The sequence below is a fragment of the Chryseobacterium sp. GW821-FHT04C04 genome, from assembly GCF_059420365.1.
In genome coordinates this window covers 21,494-42,512 of record NZ_JBWKTO010000009.1, presented here as the reverse complement: position 1 = coordinate 42,512, position 21,019 = coordinate 21,494, and the positions used below count along the sequence as shown (strand labels likewise).

Annotated in this window: 23 protein-coding genes; 9 read left to right on the top strand and 14 right to left on the bottom strand. The window is 36.9% G+C overall.

The genetic code is table 11. The annotated features are described in order from the left end of the window. Positions 1-52: 52 nt before the first annotated feature. The 9 genes from flxA (at position 53) to AC07UM_RS23095 (ending at position 9,900) form a co-directional block, all read left to right on the top strand. A complete protein-coding gene (gene flxA / locus AC07UM_RS23135) occupies positions 53-1,573 on the top strand; it encodes a flexirubin biosynthesis tyrosine ammonia-lyase FlxA (protein WP_494685113.1) in 1,521 nt (506 codons plus the stop codon). A gap of 81 nt (positions 1,574-1,654) precedes the next feature. Then, positions 1,655-2,386, top strand: a complete 732-nt coding sequence (flxB, locus tag AC07UM_RS23130; protein WP_494685112.1) for a flexirubin biosynthesis SDR family reductase FlxB — start codon at positions 1,655-1,657, stop codon at positions 2,384-2,386. Between the two features lies 1 nt (position 2,387). Continuing rightward, positions 2,388-3,608 carry a beta-ketoacyl-[acyl-carrier-protein] synthase family protein gene (locus AC07UM_RS23125; protein WP_494685111.1) on the top strand — a complete coding sequence of 407 codons (1,221 nt, stop codon included), beginning with the start codon at positions 2,388-2,390 and terminating at the stop codon, positions 3,606-3,608. A 4-nt stretch (positions 3,609-3,612) separates the two neighbouring features. Beyond that, positions 3,613-3,867: an acyl carrier protein gene (locus AC07UM_RS23120; RefSeq protein WP_236852684.1), complete on the top strand. Its 255-nt coding sequence runs from the start codon at positions 3,613-3,615 to the stop codon at positions 3,865-3,867. 122 nt (positions 3,868-3,989) lie between these two features. Continuing rightward, positions 3,990-4,874, top strand: coding sequence for a lysophospholipid acyltransferase family protein (locus AC07UM_RS23115; RefSeq protein ID WP_494685110.1), 885 nt, complete (start codon positions 3,990-3,992; stop codon positions 4,872-4,874). 186 nt (positions 4,875-5,060) lie between these two features. After that, entirely contained in the window at positions 5,061-6,587 is a 1,527-nt protein-coding gene (locus AC07UM_RS23110; RefSeq protein ID WP_494685109.1) for a phytoene desaturase family protein, read from the top strand. Positions 6,588-6,589: 2 nt separating this feature from the next. Then, the gene (locus AC07UM_RS23105) at positions 6,590-8,278 is read left to right on the top strand and encodes a C45 family autoproteolytic acyltransferase/hydrolase (RefSeq protein ID WP_494685108.1); all 1,689 of its coding nucleotides are present in this window, start codon (positions 6,590-6,592) and stop codon (positions 8,276-8,278) included. Next, positions 8,275-8,640, top strand: a complete 366-nt coding sequence (locus AC07UM_RS23100) for a hypothetical protein (protein WP_494685107.1) — start codon at positions 8,275-8,277, stop codon at positions 8,638-8,640. Before AC07UM_RS23105 ends, AC07UM_RS23100 begins: the two co-directional genes overlap by 4 nt. A 6-nt stretch (positions 8,641-8,646) precedes the next feature. Then, positions 8,647-9,900 (top strand): alpha/beta hydrolase, encoded by a 1,254-nt coding sequence (locus AC07UM_RS23095; RefSeq protein ID WP_494685106.1) that lies wholly within the window; start codon positions 8,647-8,649, stop codon positions 9,898-9,900. A gap of 67 nt (positions 9,901-9,967) precedes the next feature. On the opposite strand, the gene AC07UM_RS23090 is transcribed toward AC07UM_RS23095, so the two are convergent. The 14 genes from AC07UM_RS23090 to AC07UM_RS23025 all read right to left on the bottom strand — a co-directional run bounded on the left by AC07UM_RS23090 (position 9,968) and on the right by AC07UM_RS23025 (position 21,019). After that, entirely contained in the window at positions 9,968-11,140 is a 1,173-nt protein-coding gene (locus AC07UM_RS23090) for a DUF2062 domain-containing protein (protein ID WP_494685105.1), read from the bottom strand. A 4-nt stretch (positions 11,141-11,144) separates the two neighbouring features. Continuing rightward, a complete protein-coding gene (locus AC07UM_RS23085; protein ID WP_124535710.1) occupies positions 11,145-11,621 on the bottom strand; it encodes a hypothetical protein in 477 nt (158 codons plus the stop codon). Continuing rightward, positions 11,618-11,998: an ApeI family dehydratase gene (locus AC07UM_RS23080; protein ID WP_494685104.1), complete on the bottom strand. Its 381-nt coding sequence runs from the start codon at positions 11,996-11,998 to the stop codon at positions 11,618-11,620. Before AC07UM_RS23080 ends, AC07UM_RS23085 begins: the two co-directional genes overlap by 4 nt. 84 nt (positions 11,999-12,082) lie before the next feature. Then, entirely contained in the window at positions 12,083-12,718 is a 636-nt protein-coding gene (lolB2, locus tag AC07UM_RS23075; RefSeq protein WP_494685103.1) for a flexirubin biosynthesis protein LolB2, read from the bottom strand. After that, positions 12,684-13,310 (bottom strand): flexirubin biosynthesis/transport protein LolA2, encoded by a 627-nt coding sequence (gene lolA2 / locus AC07UM_RS23070; protein ID WP_494685102.1) that lies wholly within the window; start codon positions 13,308-13,310, stop codon positions 12,684-12,686. Before lolA2 ends, lolB2 begins: the two co-directional genes overlap by 35 nt. Next, positions 13,303-14,058 carry a polysaccharide deacetylase family protein gene (locus tag AC07UM_RS23065; RefSeq protein WP_494685101.1) on the bottom strand — a complete coding sequence of 252 codons (756 nt, stop codon included), beginning with the start codon at positions 14,056-14,058 and terminating at the stop codon, positions 13,303-13,305. Before AC07UM_RS23065 ends, lolA2 begins: the two co-directional genes overlap by 8 nt. Positions 14,059-14,211: 153 nt before the next feature. Continuing rightward, positions 14,212-15,273, bottom strand: coding sequence for a beta-ketoacyl synthase N-terminal-like domain-containing protein (locus tag AC07UM_RS23060; RefSeq protein ID WP_494685100.1), 1,062 nt, complete (start codon positions 15,271-15,273; stop codon positions 14,212-14,214). Beyond that, positions 15,270-16,469 carry a beta-ketoacyl-[acyl-carrier-protein] synthase family protein gene (locus tag AC07UM_RS23055; RefSeq protein WP_494685099.1) on the bottom strand — a complete coding sequence of 400 codons (1,200 nt, stop codon included), beginning with the start codon at positions 16,467-16,469 and terminating at the stop codon, positions 15,270-15,272. Before AC07UM_RS23055 ends, AC07UM_RS23060 begins: the two co-directional genes overlap by 4 nt. A 63-nt stretch (positions 16,470-16,532) precedes the next feature. Next, entirely contained in the window at positions 16,533-16,790 is a 258-nt protein-coding gene (locus AC07UM_RS23050) for a phosphopantetheine-binding protein (protein ID WP_103231426.1), read from the bottom strand. A gap of 84 nt (positions 16,791-16,874) precedes the next feature. Beyond that, complete coding sequence (locus AC07UM_RS23045; protein WP_494685098.1) at positions 16,875-17,414, bottom strand: 3-oxoacyl-ACP synthase; 540 nt, start codon at positions 17,412-17,414, stop codon at positions 16,875-16,877. A gap of 10 nt (positions 17,415-17,424) precedes the next feature. Continuing rightward, positions 17,425-18,591 carry a beta-ketoacyl synthase N-terminal-like domain-containing protein gene (locus AC07UM_RS23040; RefSeq protein ID WP_494685097.1) on the bottom strand — a complete coding sequence of 389 codons (1,167 nt, stop codon included), beginning with the start codon at positions 18,589-18,591 and terminating at the stop codon, positions 17,425-17,427. Continuing rightward, a complete protein-coding gene (locus AC07UM_RS23035; RefSeq protein ID WP_494685096.1) occupies positions 18,588-19,016 on the bottom strand; it encodes an acyl-CoA thioesterase in 429 nt (142 codons plus the stop codon). The genes AC07UM_RS23040 and AC07UM_RS23035 overlap by 4 nt, the downstream gene beginning before the upstream one ends. Then, positions 19,006-20,274, bottom strand: coding sequence for an ABC transporter permease (locus AC07UM_RS23030; RefSeq protein WP_494685095.1), 1,269 nt, complete (start codon positions 20,272-20,274; stop codon positions 19,006-19,008). The genes AC07UM_RS23035 and AC07UM_RS23030 overlap by 11 nt, the downstream gene beginning before the upstream one ends. After that, positions 20,261-21,019: an ABC transporter ATP-binding protein gene (locus AC07UM_RS23025; RefSeq protein ID WP_494685094.1), complete on the bottom strand. Its 759-nt coding sequence runs from the start codon at positions 21,017-21,019 to the stop codon at positions 20,261-20,263. The genes AC07UM_RS23030 and AC07UM_RS23025 overlap by 14 nt, the downstream gene beginning before the upstream one ends.

Genomic DNA, 21,019 nt, shown 5'->3' with positions numbered 1-21,019 from the left:
TAGTGACAAATAATTAATATTTTACAAAATTATCAACTATTACTTTTAATTGATGAAAATAAATAACTTTTTAGAACTGAAAGACTTTCAAAAAATTATCATTGAGAATGAAAAAATAGAACTGGATGAATCACTTTTATCAAGAGTGGATAAGAGTTTTCAGTTTTTAAAGGAATTTTCAAAAAATAAAGTAATATATGGTGTAAACACCGGTTTTGGGCCCATGGCTCAGTTTAAAATCAGTGACGAAGATACTCACCAGCTGCAATACAACCTCATAAGGAGCCATTCTTCAGGCATTGGAAATCCTTTACCTGCAGACGAAGTAAAAGCATGTATGCTGGCAAGACTGAATACCTTATCATTAGGGAATTCAGGAGTACACCAGTCTGTTGTTTATCTTCTTCAGGAGCTTATCAACAGAGATATTATCCCATTGATATTTGAACATGGAGGAGTAGGAGCAAGCGGCGACCTTGTTCAGCTGGCTCACCTTGCTTTGGTGTTGATAGGAGAAGGAGAAGTCTTTTATAAAGGAGAAAGAAAATCTACCAAAGAAGTTTTTGAAATTGAAGGCTTGGAACCGATACAAGTAGAGATCCGTGAAGGTCTTGCTTTAATGAACGGAACTTCCGTGATGTCAGGAATCGGTATTGTGAATGCCTATAAAGCCAATCAGCTTACAGATATATCTCTTAGACTTTCTTGTGCTATCAATGAGATTGTACAGGCTTATGATGACCATTTATCAGAAGCTCTGAATGGAACGAAAAAACATTATGGTCAGCAGAAAGTGGCAGAAAGAATGCGTGCTCACCTGGCAGACAGTAAGCTGATCAGAAAAAGAGAAGATCACCTTTATACCCATTTTGAAGAACAGGAAAAAGTATTCAAGGAAAAAGTTCAGGAATACTATTCATTAAGATGTGTACCTCAGATTTTAGGTCCGGTATTGGATACTTTGGAATATACAGAGAAAGTTCTTGAAAATGAGATCAATTCAGCCAATGATAACCCGATTATCAATGTTGAAGATCAACACGTTTATCATGGAGGAAATTTCCATGGAGATTATATCTCTCTTGAAATGGATAAGCTTAAAATTGTGGTAACGAAACTGACGATGCTTGCAGAAAGACAGCTAAACTATCTTCTGAATGCTAAAATCAATGAAATTTTGCCTCCTTTTGTAAATTTAGGTAAATTAGGTTTCAATTTTGGGATGCAGGGCGTGCAGTTTACGGCGACTTCTACTACGGCAGAAAGCCAAATGCTGTCGAATTCTATGTATGTTCACAGTATTCCAAACAATAATGATAACCAGGATATCGTAAGCATGGGAACCAATGCTGCGGTGATCTGCAGAAAAGTGATTGAAAATGCTTTTGAAGTATTGGCTATTGAAGCCATTACGATTATTCAGGCTGTTGAATATCTTGGGTTCCAGGATAAAGTTTCATCCTCTACAAAAGAATTGTATGATGACATCAGAAAAATAATTCCTGCTTTCTCAGATGATATGGTCATGTATCCGTATCTGGAGGAAGTAAAGAAATATCTGAAAGGAATGTAACTATTCACTGTTGTGAATTGTCTTTAAAGAAAGACATGATACTCAACTTAAAAAAACTAAAAACGATATAAACACTAACGCATGAAATGTGCAATTGTAACAGGTGGCTCCAGAGGAATCGGGAGGGCAATCTGTATAAAACTGGCTGAAGAGAAAAACTATCACATCCTCATCAACTACGCTTCAAATGAAACGGCAGCAAAAGAAACATTGGCTAAAGTGGAAGAATTGGGTGCTACAGGAGAAATTCTTAAATTTGATGTAGGAAATACCGAAGAGACAAAATCTGTTTTAACGGATTGGCAAGAGAAAAACCCCGATGCATTGGTAGAAGTTATTGTCAATAATGCCGGAATCACGAGGGATGGTCTTTTTATGTGGATGCAGAAAGAAGACTGGAATAGTGTAATCAACACAAGTCTGGATGGATTTTTCAATGTAACCAATTTCTTTATCCAAAAGCTGCTTCGTAACAAATACGGACGAATCATCAATATGGTTTCTGTGTCCGGAGTAAAAGGAACAGCTGGCCAGACGAATTATTCTGCCGCAAAAGGAGCTTTGGTAGGGGCTACAAAGGCTCTTGCTCAGGAAGTTGCCAAAAGAAATGTCACTGTAAATGCAGTAGCTCCAGGTTTCATCAGAACAGATATGACCCAGGAATTCAATGAAGAAGAATTGAAAGTAATGATTCCTGCCAACAGATTCGGGGAAGCAGAAGAAGTTGCTGATCTTGTCGCATTTTTAGCATCTAAAAAATCTTCCTACATTACAGGAGAAGTAATTAATATTAACGGAGGAATTTATTCATAATATGGAAAATAGGGTTGTAATTACCGGAATGGGAATTTATTCCTGCATCGGGACGTCTTTAGAAGAGGTCAGGGAATCCCTATATCAAGGAAAATCCGGTATTGTCTTAGATCAGGACAGAAAAGAATTTGGTTTCAGATCAGGTCTTACAGGCGTTGTTCCGAAACCAGATCTGAAAAATCTCTTAAACAGACGCCAGCGTATCAGTATGGGAGAAGAAAGCGAATATGCTTATCTGGCTACCATAGATGCACTGAAGCAGGCAAATCTGGATGAAGAGTTCTTAGATTCTCATGAAGTGGGAATCTTATATGGAAATGACAGTGTTTCTCAGGCAGTTGTAGAATCTATCGATATTGCAAGAGAAAAGAAAGATACAACATTGATGGGGTCGGGAGCGATCTTCAAATCAATGAACTCTACAGTAACCATGAACCTTTCTACGATTTTTAGGCTGAAAGGGATCAACCTTACCATAAGTGCAGCATGTGCAAGCGGCTCACACTCATTGGGACTGGCTTATGTGATGATCAAGAATGGTTTTCAGGATATGATTATCTGTGGAGGAGCTCAGGAAACCAATAAATATTCTATGGCGAGCTTTGACGGATTGGGCGTTTTCTCAGCCAGAGAAGATGAACCAACAAAAGCATCCAGACCTTTCGACGCAGAAAGAGACGGATTGATCCCAAGCGGAGGTGCCGCTACTTTGATCGTGGAAAGCTTAGAATCTGCCCAAAGAAGAGGAGCACCTATTATTGCTGAAATTATTGGATATGGTTTCTCTTCCAACGGAGGACATATTTCAACCCCAAATGTGGACGGGCCAGCTTTGGCAATGGACAGAGCGCTTAAACAGTCAGGATTAAAAGCTTCAGATATTGATTATATCAATGCTCATGCAACTTCTACTCCTATTGGGGATGCCAATGAAGCAAAAGCAATTTATGAGATTTTCGGCAGTGAAGTTCCTGTAAGTTCTACCAAATCTATGACCGGACACGAGTGCTGGATGGCAGGCGCAAGTGAAGTTATCTACTCAATTCTGATGATGCAGAACGATTTCGTTGCTCCAAATATTAATCTGGAAAATACTGATAATGAAGCACAAAGGATAAATTTGGTCGCAAAAACAAAAAATCAAAAAATTGATGTATTTTTGTCGAATTCTTTTGGGTTTGGGGGAACCAATTCTGCACTAATAGTTAAAAAATTTGATTAAAAACATGGAAAGGGAAAAAATTGTTGCCATTGTTAATGATTTTCTGATAAATGAATTCGAGGTAGACGGAGACGAAATCAGTAACGATGCCAACCTTAAAAATACACTGGGCTTAGACAGCCTGGATTATATCGACATGGTCGTCGTGATTGAATCCAATTTCGGAGTGAAATTAGGAGAAGCAGATTTCAAGAAAATGATAACATTTGACGATTTCTATACAACGATTGAACATAAGATTGCTGAAAAAAACGCTTAGTTATTGAGTAAATCTTTATTCTATAAAATGTGCCAATGTAATAATATCACAGTGTTTCGGTAACGATCACTTTTAAAAAAAGGTATTATTACATTGGTTCTCTGTTATATTAAATTCTATCTATGAACAAGTGGAAAGGTAAATCTAAAGGAACAGTACTCGGATATAGAATATTCGTCTGGTGTATTAGAAATATCGGAATCAAAAGTTCATATGGTGTGCTTTACTTTGTGGCAGCTTATTACTCGCTGTTTCAGAAAAAAAGCAACCAGTATATTCTTTATTATTTCCAAAAAAGACTGAACTATGGATACTGGAAATCCAAAGTATCTATATTTAAAAGCTATTTTACGTTCGGAAAAGTTCTGATCGATAAAACGGCTATTTCTGCCGGGCTAAGAGGGAAATATACCTATGAATTTGACGGTATTGAAAACCTAAGAAATCTTTTAGCGGCTAAAAAAGGAGGAGTCCTGATCAGTGCTCATATTGGTAATTTTGAAATTGCAGAGCATTTTTTTGCAGATATCGACTTCGACTGTCAGATCAATCTGGTGACTACAGATCAGGAAGTTACCGTGATTAAGGAGTATCTGGAAAGTGTTGCTGTAAAAGAGAGTAATATCAAATTCATTTATGTAAAAGAAGACATGTCTCATATCTTCGAGATCAACAAAGCTTTGTCAGACAATGAATTGATCTGCTTTACAGGAGACCGCTATTTTGAAGGATCAAAATATCTGGAAGCAGAACTCTTAGGAAAAAGTGCAAAATTTCCGGCGGGTCCGTTTTTGATAGCCTCAAGATTGGGAGTTCCTGTTGTCTATGTGTATGTGATGAAGGAGAATAATCTTCATTACCATCTGTATGCAAGAGTGGCCCAGAATATCAAAAACCGTGATTCACAAGGACTTTTACATTCTTATGTCCAGAATCTTGAAACGATGGTCAAAAAATATCCGCTTCAATGGTTTAATTATTTTGATTTTTGGGACGATGTTGATTAATTTTTCTATTTTTATCCCTTAAAACTAACAAAAAACTAACAAAAAACTAACAACCATTAAGATTTACCGAGATTTAAGATTGTCAAATAGCAGTATCGAAATAGAATTTCTTTGCTTACTGTACCAAAGTAAGCTTTAATTATCTTAAATTCCCTGTTTCTTAATTATTTAAAAGCACATTCTCTTTTGAAGAAAGAATACGACATACTTGTAATCGGAAGCGGATTGGGAGGTCTTGTTTCAGCTCTTATTTTGGCGAAAGAAGGCCTGAAAGTATGCGTTCTGGAGAAGAATAACCAATACGGAGGAAATCTGCAGACTTTTTCACGGGAAAAACTGATTTTTGATACAGGAGTGCATTATCTGGGTGGTCTCACGAAAGGGCAGAACCTGAACCAATTCTTTTCCTATCTGGAAATTATGGATGATCTTGAGCTTCAGCTGATGGATGAAGATGGATATGACAGGATCAGTTTTGGAGAGGATGAAATAGAATATCCGCATGCACAGGGCTACCAGAATTTCGTTGAACAGCTTTCTAAATATTTTCCGGAAGAAAAAGGAAACCTTGAAAACTACTGCGAAGAGATTCAATATGTCTGCAGCCAGTTTCCAAGATATCATGTAGTAGGAAAAGACAATTACAACGAGGAAATCCTGCATCTTAATACCAAAAGATTTATAGAATCTGTTACCCAAAATAAAAAGCTTCAGGCTGTTTTACTGGGGTCCAACTTTTTATATGCCGGAGATTCTGAAAATGTACCTTTTTATGTACACGCTTTAACGGTAAATTCTTATATGCAAAGTGCTTACAAATGCGTGAACGGAGGAAGTCAGATCTCTAAACTTCTTATCCGGAAGCTTCGGGAATATGGAGTAGAGGTTCACAAACGTTCAGAAGTTTCTGAATTTATTTTTAATGAAAATAATGTGTTGTCATCTGTAAAAACGAAAGAAGGAAAAGAATATGCTGCAAAACAGTTTATTTCAAATATAGAAATCCGCTCTAGCATTAAGCTGATCGGGGAAGAAAGACTTAAGAAATCTTTTCTGAACAGAGTTTTAAGCTGGAAGCCGGTTTCATCATGCTTTAGTATTTATCTGGTTTTAAAACCTCAAAGCCTGCCGAACTTTAATTACAACAAATATCACTATTCATCAGAAGAGCAGGTTTGGAATGCATTCCGTTACCGGAAAGAAGCATGGCCGGAAACTTTTATGCTTTCATCCACCCCTTCAAAGCATCATCCCGAATTTGCAGAAAGCCTTACAGCGATTTCCTATATGGATTTTGATGAGGTTAAAGAATGGGAGAATACATTCAACACGGTAGCATATGAAGATGAAAGAGGAGAATCTTATGAAAAATTTAAGCTTGAGAAAATTGAGAAAATGCTGGATGCCCTGGAAAAGAAAATTCCTAATGTAAGGCATGCCATCAAAACCATTTATACTTCTTCTCCCTTGTCTTACAGAGACTATATCGGAAATTATGAAGGAAATATGTACGGATACATGAAAAGCTCGGAGAATCCTCTTAAAACAATGGTTTCTCCCCGTACCAAAATAGATAATCTTTTTCTTACCGGGCAATCGGTGAATATGCATGGGATTTTGGGAGTTACCATCGGTGCTTTTAATACCTGTGCTGAGATTTTGGGAAAGGAAACGATCGACATGCGGTTGACACAAATGATTAATAAAAACTAAAAGTGAAAAAGCCTAATACTATTTATCCATCTTATAAAAGAGCTCTTCTTTATTTCACTTTTTGCATTTTTCTGGCTTCCTGCGGGATTTCAAAGTCTCTCCATCATCTTCCTGAGATAAAACAGTACTCACTGGAAATCCCAGAAGTAACCCGGATCAATGACAGTACTTTCCGTTATAATCAGAACTATCTTACGAAGAATAAACAACAGCTCTGGGAGCTTTATATCAAAGGAAATCCACTGCAGCTGGGATATAATAATGGGGCATTGACGCAAAGCTTAATGCAGAAACAGGAAGAAATCTTCTTTTCAAAAGTTGAGGGATTTGTACCTTCAAAATTCAAACAGAGACTGCTAAGAGGTTTTCTAAAATGGTACAACAGGAAAATGTACCTCAATGTAAGAGAAGACTACCAGGCAGAATTATATGGGTTGTCACAATACTCATCTGATCAGTACAATTTTATTGCTCCGAAATATTTAAGAAACCTTTATCTGCATGGGGCTCATGATATTGGGCATGCCATGCAGGATCTGGCGATGGTAGGCTGTACTTCCCTTGCGGTATGGAACGAAAATACAGAGGATGGAGATCTGCTGATCGGAAGAAATTTTGATTTTTATGTAGGTGATGATTTTGCAAAAAATAAGCTGGTTGAATTTGTTCAGCCGGAAGAGGGAATCCCCTACATGTCGGTAAGCTGGCCGGGAATGATTGGGGTGGTTTCCGGAATGAATAAAGAAGGAATTACCGTAACAATCAATGCTGGGAAATCAAAAATTCCTTTGACCGCAAAAACGCCTATTTCCCTGGTTACCAGAGAAATTCTGCAGTATGCTAAAAATATTGATGAAGCGATTGCCATTGCTAAAAAAAGAAAAGTTTTCGTTTCAGAATCCATTCTGGTAGGAAGTGCTGCAGATAAAAATGCTGTAATCATTGAAGTATCACCTGAAAATCTCGGTGTGTATAAAGTACAGAACACCAGCAGGGTTCTTTGTACCAATCATTTCCAGTCAGACGCCTATAAAAATGATAAAAGAAATCAGAAACATATCGAAGAAAGTCACTCAGAATACCGGTATGAAAGACTTCAGGAACTTTTGCAGGAAGAGAAAAAGATGACTCCGGAAAAGATAGCTTCTGTATTAAGAGACAGGTCCGGTTTGAAAGGTGAAAAGATCGGTTATGGCAATGAAAAAGCACTCAATCAGCTTCTGGCGCATCATGCCGTTATATTTTCACCACAGAAAAAATTGGTTTGGGTTTCTTCAAATCCTTATCAGCTGGGAGAATTTGTATGTTATGATCTGAACGAAATCTTCTCAGACAAAGGACTGCGGCCTGATGATTTTTCAAAATCAGCATTGAATATTGCCCGTGATCCCTTCGCAGATTCTGAAGAATTCGAAAAATATGAGCAGTCTAAAATGTTGGGGAAAGAACTGAATGAGGCTGCGGACAATAAAGACATATTGCTGACAGATGATCTTATCCCTTATTACCAGTCCATGAACCCTGATTTTTGGCTGGTCTATTATCAGTCAGGGAAATATTATTTCAATAAAAAAGAATATTCAAAGGCAAAAGTTGAGTTTGAAAAAGCTTTAACGAAAGAAATTACAACCGTTCCGGACAGAAAAAACGTAGAAAAATACCTGAAGAAAACTTTAAAGAAACTGAAATGATCCCTAAATATATAAAACTGCTATTCTGCATTCCTTTTGTCATTATTATCTGCTATTCGGTGTATCTGTGTACAGTATACAGTTCCATCCCTGACGTCATACCCATTCACGGCTATGGAAATATGAAAGATAACTATGGAAGTAAAATATTTGTTGTGTTCCCGATACTCATGAATCTGGCCGTTCTTATATTTATCTGGTTGATTATAAGAAGACCGGATAAGATAAAATTTACTTTCGAAATAAAAGAAAACGAAAGAGAAAAAATATATCATATAACACAGTTGGCCCTGGTAATTATTGCGATATTTGTCACCATCATGATGACGCCATTAGCATTTTCTGATATTGTTTATAAATAATTGATTATGAAAAAACTTTTAACCCTTTTCCTTACCACATGGTTTCTATTGTCATTTTCTCAGGACAGAAAAGAAATAGGAAAAATTTTTATCAAAACTTTATTAGTCGATAAAAACATAGAAAAAGCACATTCTTATTTTGATCCTTCTATAGCGCAGCAGATCCCGGTAGATCAGCTTAAAGCCATTACAGAACAACTTCAGGGGCAGATTGGAAGCTTGAAAAATATTCTTGAAGTAAACAACGAAGGAAATATTTACTATTACTATACTGAATTTGAAAAGACCAAGCTGGATGTTCAGCTTACCTTTGGGGATAACAATAAAATGCTGGGCTTCTTTTTAGTTCCTCACAAAACAGTTGAAAAACCGGACGAAAAAACCACATTAAAAATAAAAAGTGATGCCATTGAATTGGATGGAACACTGTTGATTCCTCCTTCGAATGATAAAAAGAAACTGGTTATTTTTGTTCATGGCTCCGGGGCTCATGACAGAGACGAAACGATTGGAGAAAACAAACCATTTAAAGATATTGCAGAATATCTTCTCAACAACGGAATTGCTTCTTACCGATATGATAAGAGAACCTATTCTTACCCTGAAACATTCACCGAGAAATCTACTGTAGAAGAGGAAACCATCAATGATGCAGTAAATGCAGCTTTGTATTTTAAAAACAACGCAGACTATAAAGGATATCAGATCATTATCCTGGGACACAGTCAGGGAGCTTATATGATGCCAAAAATTGCAGAAAGGGCTCAGGTTTCAAAATATGTTTTTATGGCTGGAAATGCGAGACCACTGCAAGATCTGCTGGTTGAGCAGTATGAATATCTTCACTCTTTAGATTCGGCTAAAATTCCTGCTGAAGCTGTTCAGGAGGTAAAACAACAGGTTGCCTATTTAAAGTCATCTCAATTTAACGTAAATTCCCCGGCGTCAAAACTTCCTTTGGGACAGTCTGCTCCGTATTGGAAATATTTAAAGGATTATAACCAGCTTAATGAGGTTAAAAAAATAAAAACTCCAATGTTTTTTGCACAGGGAGGAAGAGATTATCAGGTAACGGAGAAAGATTTCAATCTTTGGAAAGAAACATTGAAAAATGATAAAACAGCGGTATTTAAATTCTACCCAACTTTAAGTCACTTATTCATGGCTGGTTCCGAAAAACCATCGCCAAAAGATTATGAAACAAAAGGAAAAGTTGATGAACAGTTTTTGAAAGACCTTACCCAATTTATTCTGAAATAGTATATTCAGTGTAAAATAGAAAAATAATAACGAATTGTAATGAGCCTGGAATTTTATTCCGGGCTTTTTAATTGTTTTCCGGGCTTACTTTATTCAAAAATAAAAAGACAGCTACTCCTGATAAAGCAGAAAGTGTAGTGCTTAAAATAAAACTGCCAATGATATATTGGAGCAGATTGTTTTTGATCAATTCAAAATTTAAGTCCTGACTTAAAATATCGCTGTCACCACCTACAAAAGGAGCCCCGAGAAACAGAGAAGCGGCAATAATAAATGGAATAAAAGGAGGAAGGCTCACATTGGAAGCAACGAACGAAAGTACTTTATTGAGTTTAAAAAGTACCGATAAGCTGATGACCAAAAGCGTTTGGAATCCCCAGAAAGGAGAAAACCCGATAAAGACTCCCAGTGCTATGGAAAATGCTTTTGTACGGTTGCTCCCGTCACTTTCTAAGACATCTTCCTGTATGAATTTTTTAAAGCTTTTTTTTTTGAAATTATTCACGAAGTTTCTCGGAATAATATAAAGTAAAGTGATGGTTACCAAAATCGTATTCAGAATACTGATCCTTGTAAAATCTTTGAAAGGCCTGAAATGCGAAACACGTTCTGCCGGGTCATACAAAACCTTGATTGGAATGTTTTTTACCGGAACATGCCTCCATGCAGTTCTTACAATGATTTCGATTTCAAACTCAAACTTAGGAGTAAAATATTTCTTTGGAATTTTATGTAAAGGATAAAGCCTGTAGCCGGACTGTGTATCCTCCAGCTTGATGCCGGTTTCAAACCAGAACCAGAAATTGGAAAACCGGTTTCCGAAACTGCTTTTTTTAGGAATGCCATCCTGAGACATATTTCTGTTTCCGATCAGAAGAACTTCCTCTTTTTCCTGAAGAAGGGCTTCTACAAATACGGGAATGTCATCCGGATAATGCTGCCCGTCTGAATCTATCGTAATGGCGTAATCATACCCTGATTCCTTTGCTTTTCTAAAGCCTGTTTTAAGCCCGTTTCCTTTCCCTTTGTTCTCGGGTAAGGATACGACTGTGATCTGAGGGTATTGAGCAAGAATCTGAGGCGTAGAATCAGTGGAACCATCATTGACCACAATAATACTTTCGGTGTAGTTGAGAACACCGTCAATAACCCTCTTCAGGGTTTTTTCATTATTGTAGGTAGGTATTAAAATGCATATCTTCTTTTCAGAAATGGCATTTTGTACTTCAGCAAGGGACATTCTTTTATTTTAAAGTGGCTCTTTCCGCCTCTGTAATGGTTTTAGACTGCATAGCAAACCTTTTGATATAACCTTTTAATGCTGTATTCTGTTTGCTGTAATTACTTAATAGGAATGCTTTGTCATCTTTCAGGCTTCCACGGTATCCTACAATTTTAGGGATATTTTCCTGGACACTTAATCTGATCAGACGAAGTTCAGCATTGCTTGGGTTACTTTTGATAATACCTTCAAGACTTGTAGCTCCTGTTTTCACCAGTGATTTTCTGTTGCTTTTGGCAATTTTTGCCTCCATAATCTTTGCAGCGGCCTTATATCCAAGCGTTACAGCATCAGAACCGGATTGTTTTTCAGCTGTTTCAATGAAGGTCGCCGTATTGGTGTTGGATTCGTTGGCTTTAGCGTAGCTGTTTCTCAGTGTTTCAAGATCAGACTGAAAGAAAAAAATAAATGCTGTTACAAATGATAAGATAAGTTTCATGACGGTATTTTTTTATAGCTTACAGACAATTTCAATGCAATAGTCTCGCCAAAAGAAGTTATATTTTTTACTTTAACATCCTCCTCGTTTTCATTAATATCCAGCTGAAGATGTAAATCCGGAGTCTCAAAAGGATTGATGATCGCCATGAATTTTACATTCGATGCTGTTTTTAAGAATAATTTCGAACCTGTAAATTCCTCAGTAAGTTCTTTGATGATCTGCATCATGCAAACACCGGGAGTTACCGGATTTCCAGGGAAATGTCCCTTGAAAATATCGTGATCTTTATTGAGGTTGATGTGGGCAGTAAACTTTCCGTCCTCTGTCTTCTCGTATGATGTTAACGTATAAAAGTCTGTAAGAATGGTTTGCATGATCTTATTTTTTAAGATTAAATGTACAATACACTTCGGTTTGAAAATGACACTCGTATGCTGTACCGTTTTTCATATTGGAAATTATTCCGTTTCGGTTATTTGAAATAGTTTTATATTGATCTTAAAATCCTTGTGCTGCAGATGTAAGCTATCCGCGAAGATAGGTTTTTTTGCATCAAAAGTAAAATCGATTTTTTCCGTATTATTTTTTGTGTAGATGATCTGTTTCAGTAAATTGTTTTCCTTATTGAAGAATAAATAATAGCTTTTATTCTCTATTTTTGAAAGATAAATTTTAGCATTATCATTCTCAAAACTTTCGCTCACCGGATACTGTTTTTTCAGAAGCTGCTGGAAATCATTCTTCAGAAAATTGATGACAATTTTTTTATCCAGATCAGGAAGAACATAATTCAGTTTGAAATCATTTTCAGAAACCTCAAAATCAATTAGTTTATTCCCAAAATCAGAAGTTAAAGCGACACGATGTGTTGTTTCATTCAGTTTTTTGATGATCAGAATACCACTCACATGGTTTTTATAAATATCCATCTGACATTTGTATACATAATCTTCGCCGGTAGAGAAATATAAATTTTCTACCATTTTCTCAGAGGTAGAAACAGACCTGACACCAGTAAGCTGATAGCTTTTACAGGAAACAGCCAGAATCAGGATAAGGCTATAAAGTAAACTCTGACGCAGGAATTGAAGCATTGATCTTAGTATTTTTGAAAACAATATTGGTAGTATCTCCGGATGCCTCAGTCATATTAACCTGGGAAACCGTCGACTGATTCTTTGGGAAATACAGTTCGATCTGTTTGATATATTTCAATAGCTGAGAGGTTTTAGGAATAAACTTCGCAACATTGTAATTTCCGTTCTTAAAATACGTTACCGTAAATTCGGGGTCATTGAACATCGTTCCATTTGAGCTTCCTACAATCAGCTTATTGATTTTTTCAAATGTTTTGCTCTTGGCATCTACAGACGATTTTTTTCCCTGATCATTGATGAATATTTTATTGCTTTTAAAAACAATACTGTACTGATAAGGTTTGGTATACTTCCAGCTCAGCATATTGGGGGTCTGTAACGACATTCTTCCATAGGTAACAATGCTTTTATCCAGGAAGTCCATCTTCTTGGTCTGGGTAAAATCACTCTGTAAAGTTTTGATCTCTTTCGTATCAGAAGAAACCTTTGATACAAATGCTTTGGCCTCAGCTCCTGACATGGACGTATTTTGGGCAAAAAAGAATCCTGAGATCAGTAAGAATGCTCCGAGAGCTATATTTTTAATCATTTTTCGTTGAATTTATAACTGTATCAACAGTAAAGGTTGAATATTTTTTATCCTTCAAAAATACTAATAAATCTACCAGAACACGATAGGTCTTTTCCGACGTATCATGAAGGAGAATAATACTCCCTTTTTTCAAACCTTTGGTAACTCTGCTGTAGATTTTCTTTTCATCATCAATGATGGTGTCTAAAGACCGGACATTCCATCCGATGCTTTCTTTATGGGTTCTTTTGATCGCTTTGGCAATATTGGGATTCGTTACCCCAAAAGGAGGTCTGTAAAGATGAGTTTTTATATTTCCTGTATTTTTCATGACTTCATCACATTTTTCAATCTCCTCAATCATTTTTGAAGTCGATAAAAACCCTGTGGAATTAGAGTGTGATAACGTATGATTTCCGATAGTATGACCTTCTGCAATAATTCTCTGAAAGGTTTCAGGATATTTTTCAATCTGTTTCCCGATACAGAAGAAAGTCGCTTTTACCTGATGTTCTTTAAGTAAGTCTAAAAATGCTGGAGTAAATTCAGTAGGACCGTCATCAAAAGTAAGAGCTACCTCTTTGATTCTGGTGCGTTTATGGGTAATGCTGTTGACGAAATATCCCAGTTCGATATCAAATGAACCCCAGACTACGACCGCAGAAAAAGCAAAAAAGCAAAAAAGATATACCCAAAAACTTCCATGAAACGCATAAATAAAAACGTTGCAGAAAAGATAGAACAGGATAAAGGGATAATGTTTCATTGCTAATTACTTTTATATTGTTAAACTTCCTGAATTTATACCCATTTTGTCATTCTGAGTGTAGCGAAGCGAAATGAAGAATCTATCATATAAAAGCACAGATTCTTCCTTCGTGAGAATGACAGCAGCACTTTTTTTATTGCTTCTCTTTCATTAAGCTTTTTCCAGTAACACCAAACTATGATCATCACCTCCCAGATGATTGTAAAGAAGTACATTTTTCACGTTCTCTTTTTTCACAGAATTGATCATCATCACTTCCGGAATTTGCTGTTCCTTAAGAATATGACAGGCTATAAAGGTAGAAAAACCACTGGCTGTATTGAATTCTCCACTCAAATGTTTATAATACAACTGTGATGAAGCTGGAAACATATCTGCAGCTTTCGTATAATAAACATCAGAATCTGCATCTCCGCTGAATCCTAGAATAACAGCATCAATATCATGATTGGAAAGATTGTTTTGAGCTAAGAAATTTTGGATAAAATCCTGGACTTCATTCAATTCAACTTTGTTACTGATCTGAATATTTTTAAGCTTTGCGTAAGAATTTTCAGTCTTATCCTTTCCTACAACAAAAAAGCTGGCACCTTCGCCCCAGATCACTCCATCACTAGATGAATTCAAATAATCGGCAGGAAGATCTTCTTCTTTTTTTATCGTATTATTTAAACAATAAAGCTCCATTGTTCTGTCAGTCTGTTCATCTGTAGAACCTACCAGAACATTTTCTGCTTCTCCGTCGTTGATCTGAAGCTGAGCATCCAATAATGAAAACTCCAGTGAAGAAGAGGTGTTCACATACGTGAAATTATAAGCATGACATTGTAATGCAAGAGCAATTTGTCCCGCTACCGTGTTGTGGGTAGACTGGATGAAAAAGGTAGGCGTAAGGAACTCTTCATGATTATCAATCACATTTTTCAGGAACTTTTCTGAATCCTGTGAGCAGCCCATTCCGGTCCCCACAATAATGGCATCCGGTTGTTCAATAGCTGCTTCTTTCAAAGCATTTTTTGATGCTACAGAACTCATCTTTACCGTTTTGGACATTCTTCTGATCATGGCAGGCGGAATGAACTCTTTGTAATGAGGTTCTATTGCTTTGATGATGTTTGAAGAATTTTCCGGTGTAAGATTCTGAAGGATATTTTCGTTTAACGTGTCCTGAACAGAAATACAGGATGCACTGTTGATGTATACTGCACTCATGATTTTGAGAAAATTAAGGTTGAACAGTTTCCTCCAAATCCAAATGAATTGGAAAGCACATTATTGATGTTTTTCTCTTTCAATTCGGTAACAGGAGTAAGATCAAACTCTTCCATTTTTGTTTTGAAATTCAGGTTCGGGAAAATGATGCTGTTCTGCATGGCTAAAATTGAAAATACAGCTTCAATTCCGGCCGCAGCGGCCAAAGTATGTCCTGTAAACGCTTTTGTAGAGCTGAATTCAGGAACCTGGTTTTCACCAAAGATTCTAATCATGGCAATCCCCTCAGATAAATCATTATTGGGAGTAGCTGTTCCGTGAACGTTGATATAATCTATGTTTTCTTTAGTTAATCCTGAGATTTTCAGGGCCTGCTGCATCGCTAAAAATGCTCCCTGTCCGTTTTCAGAAGAGGCGGTCTGATGGTGTGCATCATTAGCATTACCGTATCCGGAAAGATAAGCCAGAACTTTTTTATTTTCTTTTTTGACTACTTCTTCGGACTCAAGAACTAAGAAAGCGGCTGCTTCCCCAAGGTTCAGTCCTTTTCTGTCGTTGTCAAAAGGAGTATTGTAAGAATCCGTAAGAATCATCAGGGTATTGAATCCATTCAAAGTAAACTTGGAAAGAGAATCTGTTCCCCCAACAATGACACGGTCCAAAACTCCGTTTTTGATCAGTTTGGCCCCCATCATAATAGCATTGGCTGCCGATGAGCAGGCTGTGCTGATGGTGGAAACCATGCCTTTTAATCCTAAATAATCAGCAATTGCCAATGAGGAGCTTCCGGCATCGTGAGCGTCAATATATTTTTGCTTTTCAGGGAAATCTTCGTAAGAGTAGAAGTATTTTTCAGTGATATCCATCCCGCCTACACTGGTAGAAGAGATCAGCCCGGTTCTGTAACCATTGATATCTGAAATTCCTGCACTTTCTAAAGCTTCTTTCGCAGCAATCATTCCCAATAGAGAAGTTCTTGTTACGTTGTTGTCTTCATCAAGCTGAAGTTTCTGTACAAGTTCTTCGTTGGATAATTTTATTTCACCCGTTTTAATGATTCCGGCGTGACGGGTTTCAAACATTTCGATGTCTGAAATTCCATGTTTTCCGGATTGTAATGAAATAAAATTTTCCTCCACATTGTTTCCGATGGAGGAAATGATGCCCATTCCCGTTATGGCAATTTTTTGACTCATTGTATTAAATAATGTAACAATATACCAATCTGATAATATTGGTATATTGCTAGATTGAATGAATTATTTTGTTCTGTTTTCTTCGATGAATTTAGCCATCGTATCGATAGATTGAAAAATTTCTTTTCCTTTTTTAGGATCAGCTAATTTTATTCCGTAGTCTTTATCAAGAAGAACGATCAGTTCCAAAGCATCAATAGAGTCTAGTCCCAATCCTCCTCCGAATAAAGGATCCGTATCTTTGATTTCTTCTATAGATACGTCTTCAAGATTAAGGACTTCAATAATTTTGTGTTTCAATTCTGTTTTTAAGTTTTCCATAATTAAGTTAATTTTCCAGAGTATCAGGGAATCAGCTTATCAACTAAGCCTGAAGCATTGCTACACTGTTATATTATTACATTTTTATAAGGTTAGCAAATATACAAAAGCTTTATAATTTTCCTGATACAATTCTACCCAGCCGCATAATACTTTGTCAGCCTTTCCGGACTGCAGAATTTGTTCAGAATAATCGTTTAAAAAATTTTCATCAAATTCGTCCAAAACGAAAAAAGCATTTTCTGTCTGCATTTTGTGTTTAATGCTGATTTCGCCTACACAGATATTGGGTAAGGTGTAGACAAAAACTGCAGGACTTGGATAGAAGTTATCCTGATCATTAATGCTCTCCTGATATTTGAAATCGGTATCCAGACTGGATGCTCTGTTGGCAAAAACGATGGCCGTTCTGCTGTGGTCTTCATCTTTCAAAATGGTTTCAGCAGAAAGAAAAGCAAGCTTACTCAGGTTATCCATTTTATGAAACTTTGGATAGCTGAGGTCTAAACTTTTATACGCTTCTTTGGCAAATTCCTGAAAGTTTTCGCTCTGACTTTCAAAAACGATATTTCCGTCAATGGTTATTTTTGAATGTTCTATGGTACAGCTATTTATTTTCTTCATCACGTTCATTTTAACATTTTTCCAAAACAACTGCTGCATTGCAGCCGCCAAAACCTGAAGCTGTTTTCAGAATATATTGTATTGCTGCTGATTGGTTTTCTTTGATAATATTCAACGGTTGGGATACTCCATTTTCTTCAAAATTCTTGGATGGAAGCAGCGTACTGTAAATAGCACTTTCCATAGAAATAATGCTTTCAAGAAGTCCGGATGCACCCAGACAATGTCCATAATATCCTTTCATGCTGTTCAAAGGAACATTTTGAAGCTCCATTCTGTTGAAGGCAATGGCTTCCATTTCGTCATTGTATAACGTTGCGGTTCCATGGGCAGAAATAAAATCAATTTGTTCTGCAGAAACTTGGGCTTCGGTCATTGCATTTTTAATACTGGCAAATAAACCGTCTCCGGTTCTTGAAGGTCCGGAAATATGGTTGGCGTCATTAATGGCAGAGTCTCCCAAAACTTTAAATCTGAATTTTTCATTTTCAGAGATTCTTCCTTCTTCAGAATGACGGCTAGTCATATAGATAGCAGCAGCAGCTTCACCAATATTGATTCCATCTCTGTTTTTATCATAAGGCTTGCATGGTCCTGATCCTATAGCCTGGAATGAATTGAATCCTGAAATAACAAATTCAGAGAGTTCATCACCGGCAATCACGAAGGCATCTTTATATTTTCCTGCCAGGATCATATTCTTGGCAACTGCAATGGCCATTACCCCGGAAACACAAGCATTAGAAACCACAATAGGTTTGGTTTTGAATCCAAAAAAGTCTGCTATTTTCTGTGCTAATTTTGATAAATAAACGCCTTCCGGTAGCTCAGACTGATTTTTTAACAGGCTGATGTTTCCTTTTGTCGTTGAAAGAATAAAAGCGGTGTTTTCTGATAGGGCATGTTTTTCAACAAGAGGCTGTAAGCTTAAAAGAAGCATCTTCTCCAGTCTTGTGAAATTATGAATGTCATTCTGAGCGTAGTCGAAGAATCTGTTGAATTCTTCATCCAGTTTTTGAGAATCAATCATGGAAGCATAAAAAGCCTCCTGATTGTCTATAATTTTATGTAAAGCAACGCCTGATTTTCCTTCTAAAAGGGCTTTCCAGTTAGAATCAGCATCGAAACCCAGGGGAGTTACACAATTGTAGTCTGTGATATAAATTTCCTTCTTCATGATAATCCCATTTTGTCTTTCCAGTTTTGAAAAAAGTCCGGATTGTACAGGCACAAACCTCCATTGCTGTCCAGAAATACCTGGATCGTTTCACCACTGCATACCAACTTGTCTTCCTGATTGAAAATCTCATATCTGTAGATAAGCTTGGCAGAAACAGAATTGATAAACGTCGTTACAATCCTGAAGGTTTCTCCATATTTTAAAGGAAGAAAATGTTCACAGGTACTTTTTACAATCGGTGTCACATATCCTTCATTCTGAATGTCAAGATAAGTGAGGCCATGTTGGCGCCCAAAAGCTTCTCTTCCGTCTTCAAAATAAACGATATAATGTCCGTGCCAGACAATTCCCAGTGGATCTGTCTCATTGAATCGTACTCTGACTTCTTCGGTACAGGTTAATATATTTTCTTTAGACTGCATTTTGTTTCTTTTCGTAAAAAATGGAAATAGATACGGTGGCAATATAAAATAATAATAAGAATGCCAACTCTTTAGCAATTCCACCAATGCCGCTGTTTCTTAAAATAATATCGTAATAAGCATTCAATCCCCAGTTCATGGGAGAGAATTTGGCTACGGTCTGCATGAATTCCGGCATTAGAAATACAGGAACCCAGATTCCTCCGATAGCTGCCAGAACTACTACAGAAGTTGCTCCAAATGGGGCAGACTGTTCCTGTGTATCGGCAATAGTTCCCAATAAAACTCCGAATCCGATGGCGGCCAACCCTGCAAACAACGTTACTGTTACAAGCTGGAACATTTTTCCGGACACATCAAACGCCGGAAGATCCATATAAGGGAAAAGATAAATTCCCACCGCTACCATCAATAAAAACTGAATGATACAGATGATCAGATAGGTAAATGTTTTTCCTAAAATATGGACAAAATAGGGAGTAGGGCTTATTCTCGCTCTTACACTTGTTCCCTGGCTTTTTTCTTTAACCAAATTGATGGATAAAGGAACTACAATAAAGAAGATCGCAAAAAGAGTCCATGCAGGAACGTTGTGCTGAACAGAATTTGGCATGATATCCATTGCTCCTTTCTTGGGCGTGATTTCTTTAAAGCTGATCAGATTTTTATTTTCGTCAAGATTCTCCGTAGTTCCCAGCTGATCCTGGAATGCTTTGTAGATCTTTTTATTCTCAATTTCAAAAACCATTTTATTGACAGAATTCATCACTGAGTTTTTGAATCCTGCATTAGTCGCAGGGTCAAAGTATAAATGAATCTCTTTTGTCTTCGGAGCAACGGCTTTTACTTTTGCAGAATCTCCTTCCAGACCAAAAGAACTTACAATGGCCTGAACTTTAGAATCAATATTGGAATTTAAGTCTTTTGTTAAATTTTCAGGAATGACAATTGCCATCTGATAATCTCCGGAAAAAACGGCCTCCTGAGCAGATTTTTCATTGAAATTGGTCAGCAGCTGGAAGGTTTTACTGTTTTCCAGTTCGGCTTTTATATTTTTTGAAACATCAGACTGATCCTGATCAATAAAAATAATCGGGATTTTTGATCCTTCCAGATTTTTAAAAGTAGAATCCTGAATAAGGGTAATGGTTACAATCAGAAGCAGCGGCATCACGAAGATGATGACGATTCCTCCGATATCTCTTTTCAGAAGAAGAATTTCCTTAATAAAGCTTCTCCATAGTTTATACAACAACATCTCTTAGTTCTTTTCCGGTTAATGAAATGAAAACATCTTCAAGGTTTTCGGCATTGGCGATCTGTGCAACAAGTTCTTCAGGGGTTCCCACCGCATGAATTTTTCCATGGTCGATGATGGCAATTTTTGTACAGAACTCTTCAGCTTCCGACAGGTGATGGGAAGTATAAATAATGCAGGTTCCCTGTTTATTTAAATCCAGGAGATAATCAATAATGGCTTTTTTAGATTGAACATCCACTCCTACAGTGGGTTCGTCCAAAAATAAAATTTTAGGATTGTGAAGGGTGCCGGCGATGAGGTTGCATCTGCGTTTCATTCCTCCGGAAAATTGTCCTACCTGTTTATTAGCAAATTTTGAAAGTCCCATGATTTCCAGGGATTCATCAATTGCTTTTTTAAGCTGATTGTGCTTCAAACCATACAGGCTCCCGAAAAACATCAGGTTTTCTTTAGCCGTAAGAGTAGGATACAAAGCATATTCCTGCGGAACAATCCCTATAATCTGTCTAATTTTGAAACCATCTTTCTGTGGAGATAAACCATTGATGGTAAATTGTCCTGAAGTAGGTTTTATCAGTCCTGAAAGCATGGAAATTAAAGTTGTTTTTCCAGCTCCGTTAGGTCCGAGAATTCCATAAATTTCATTTTTATTGATATTCAAAGAGATATCGTTTACAGAAAAATCATCAGAATTTTTGTACTTCTTATATAAGTTTTTGATCTCAATCATATTTTCTGCCAT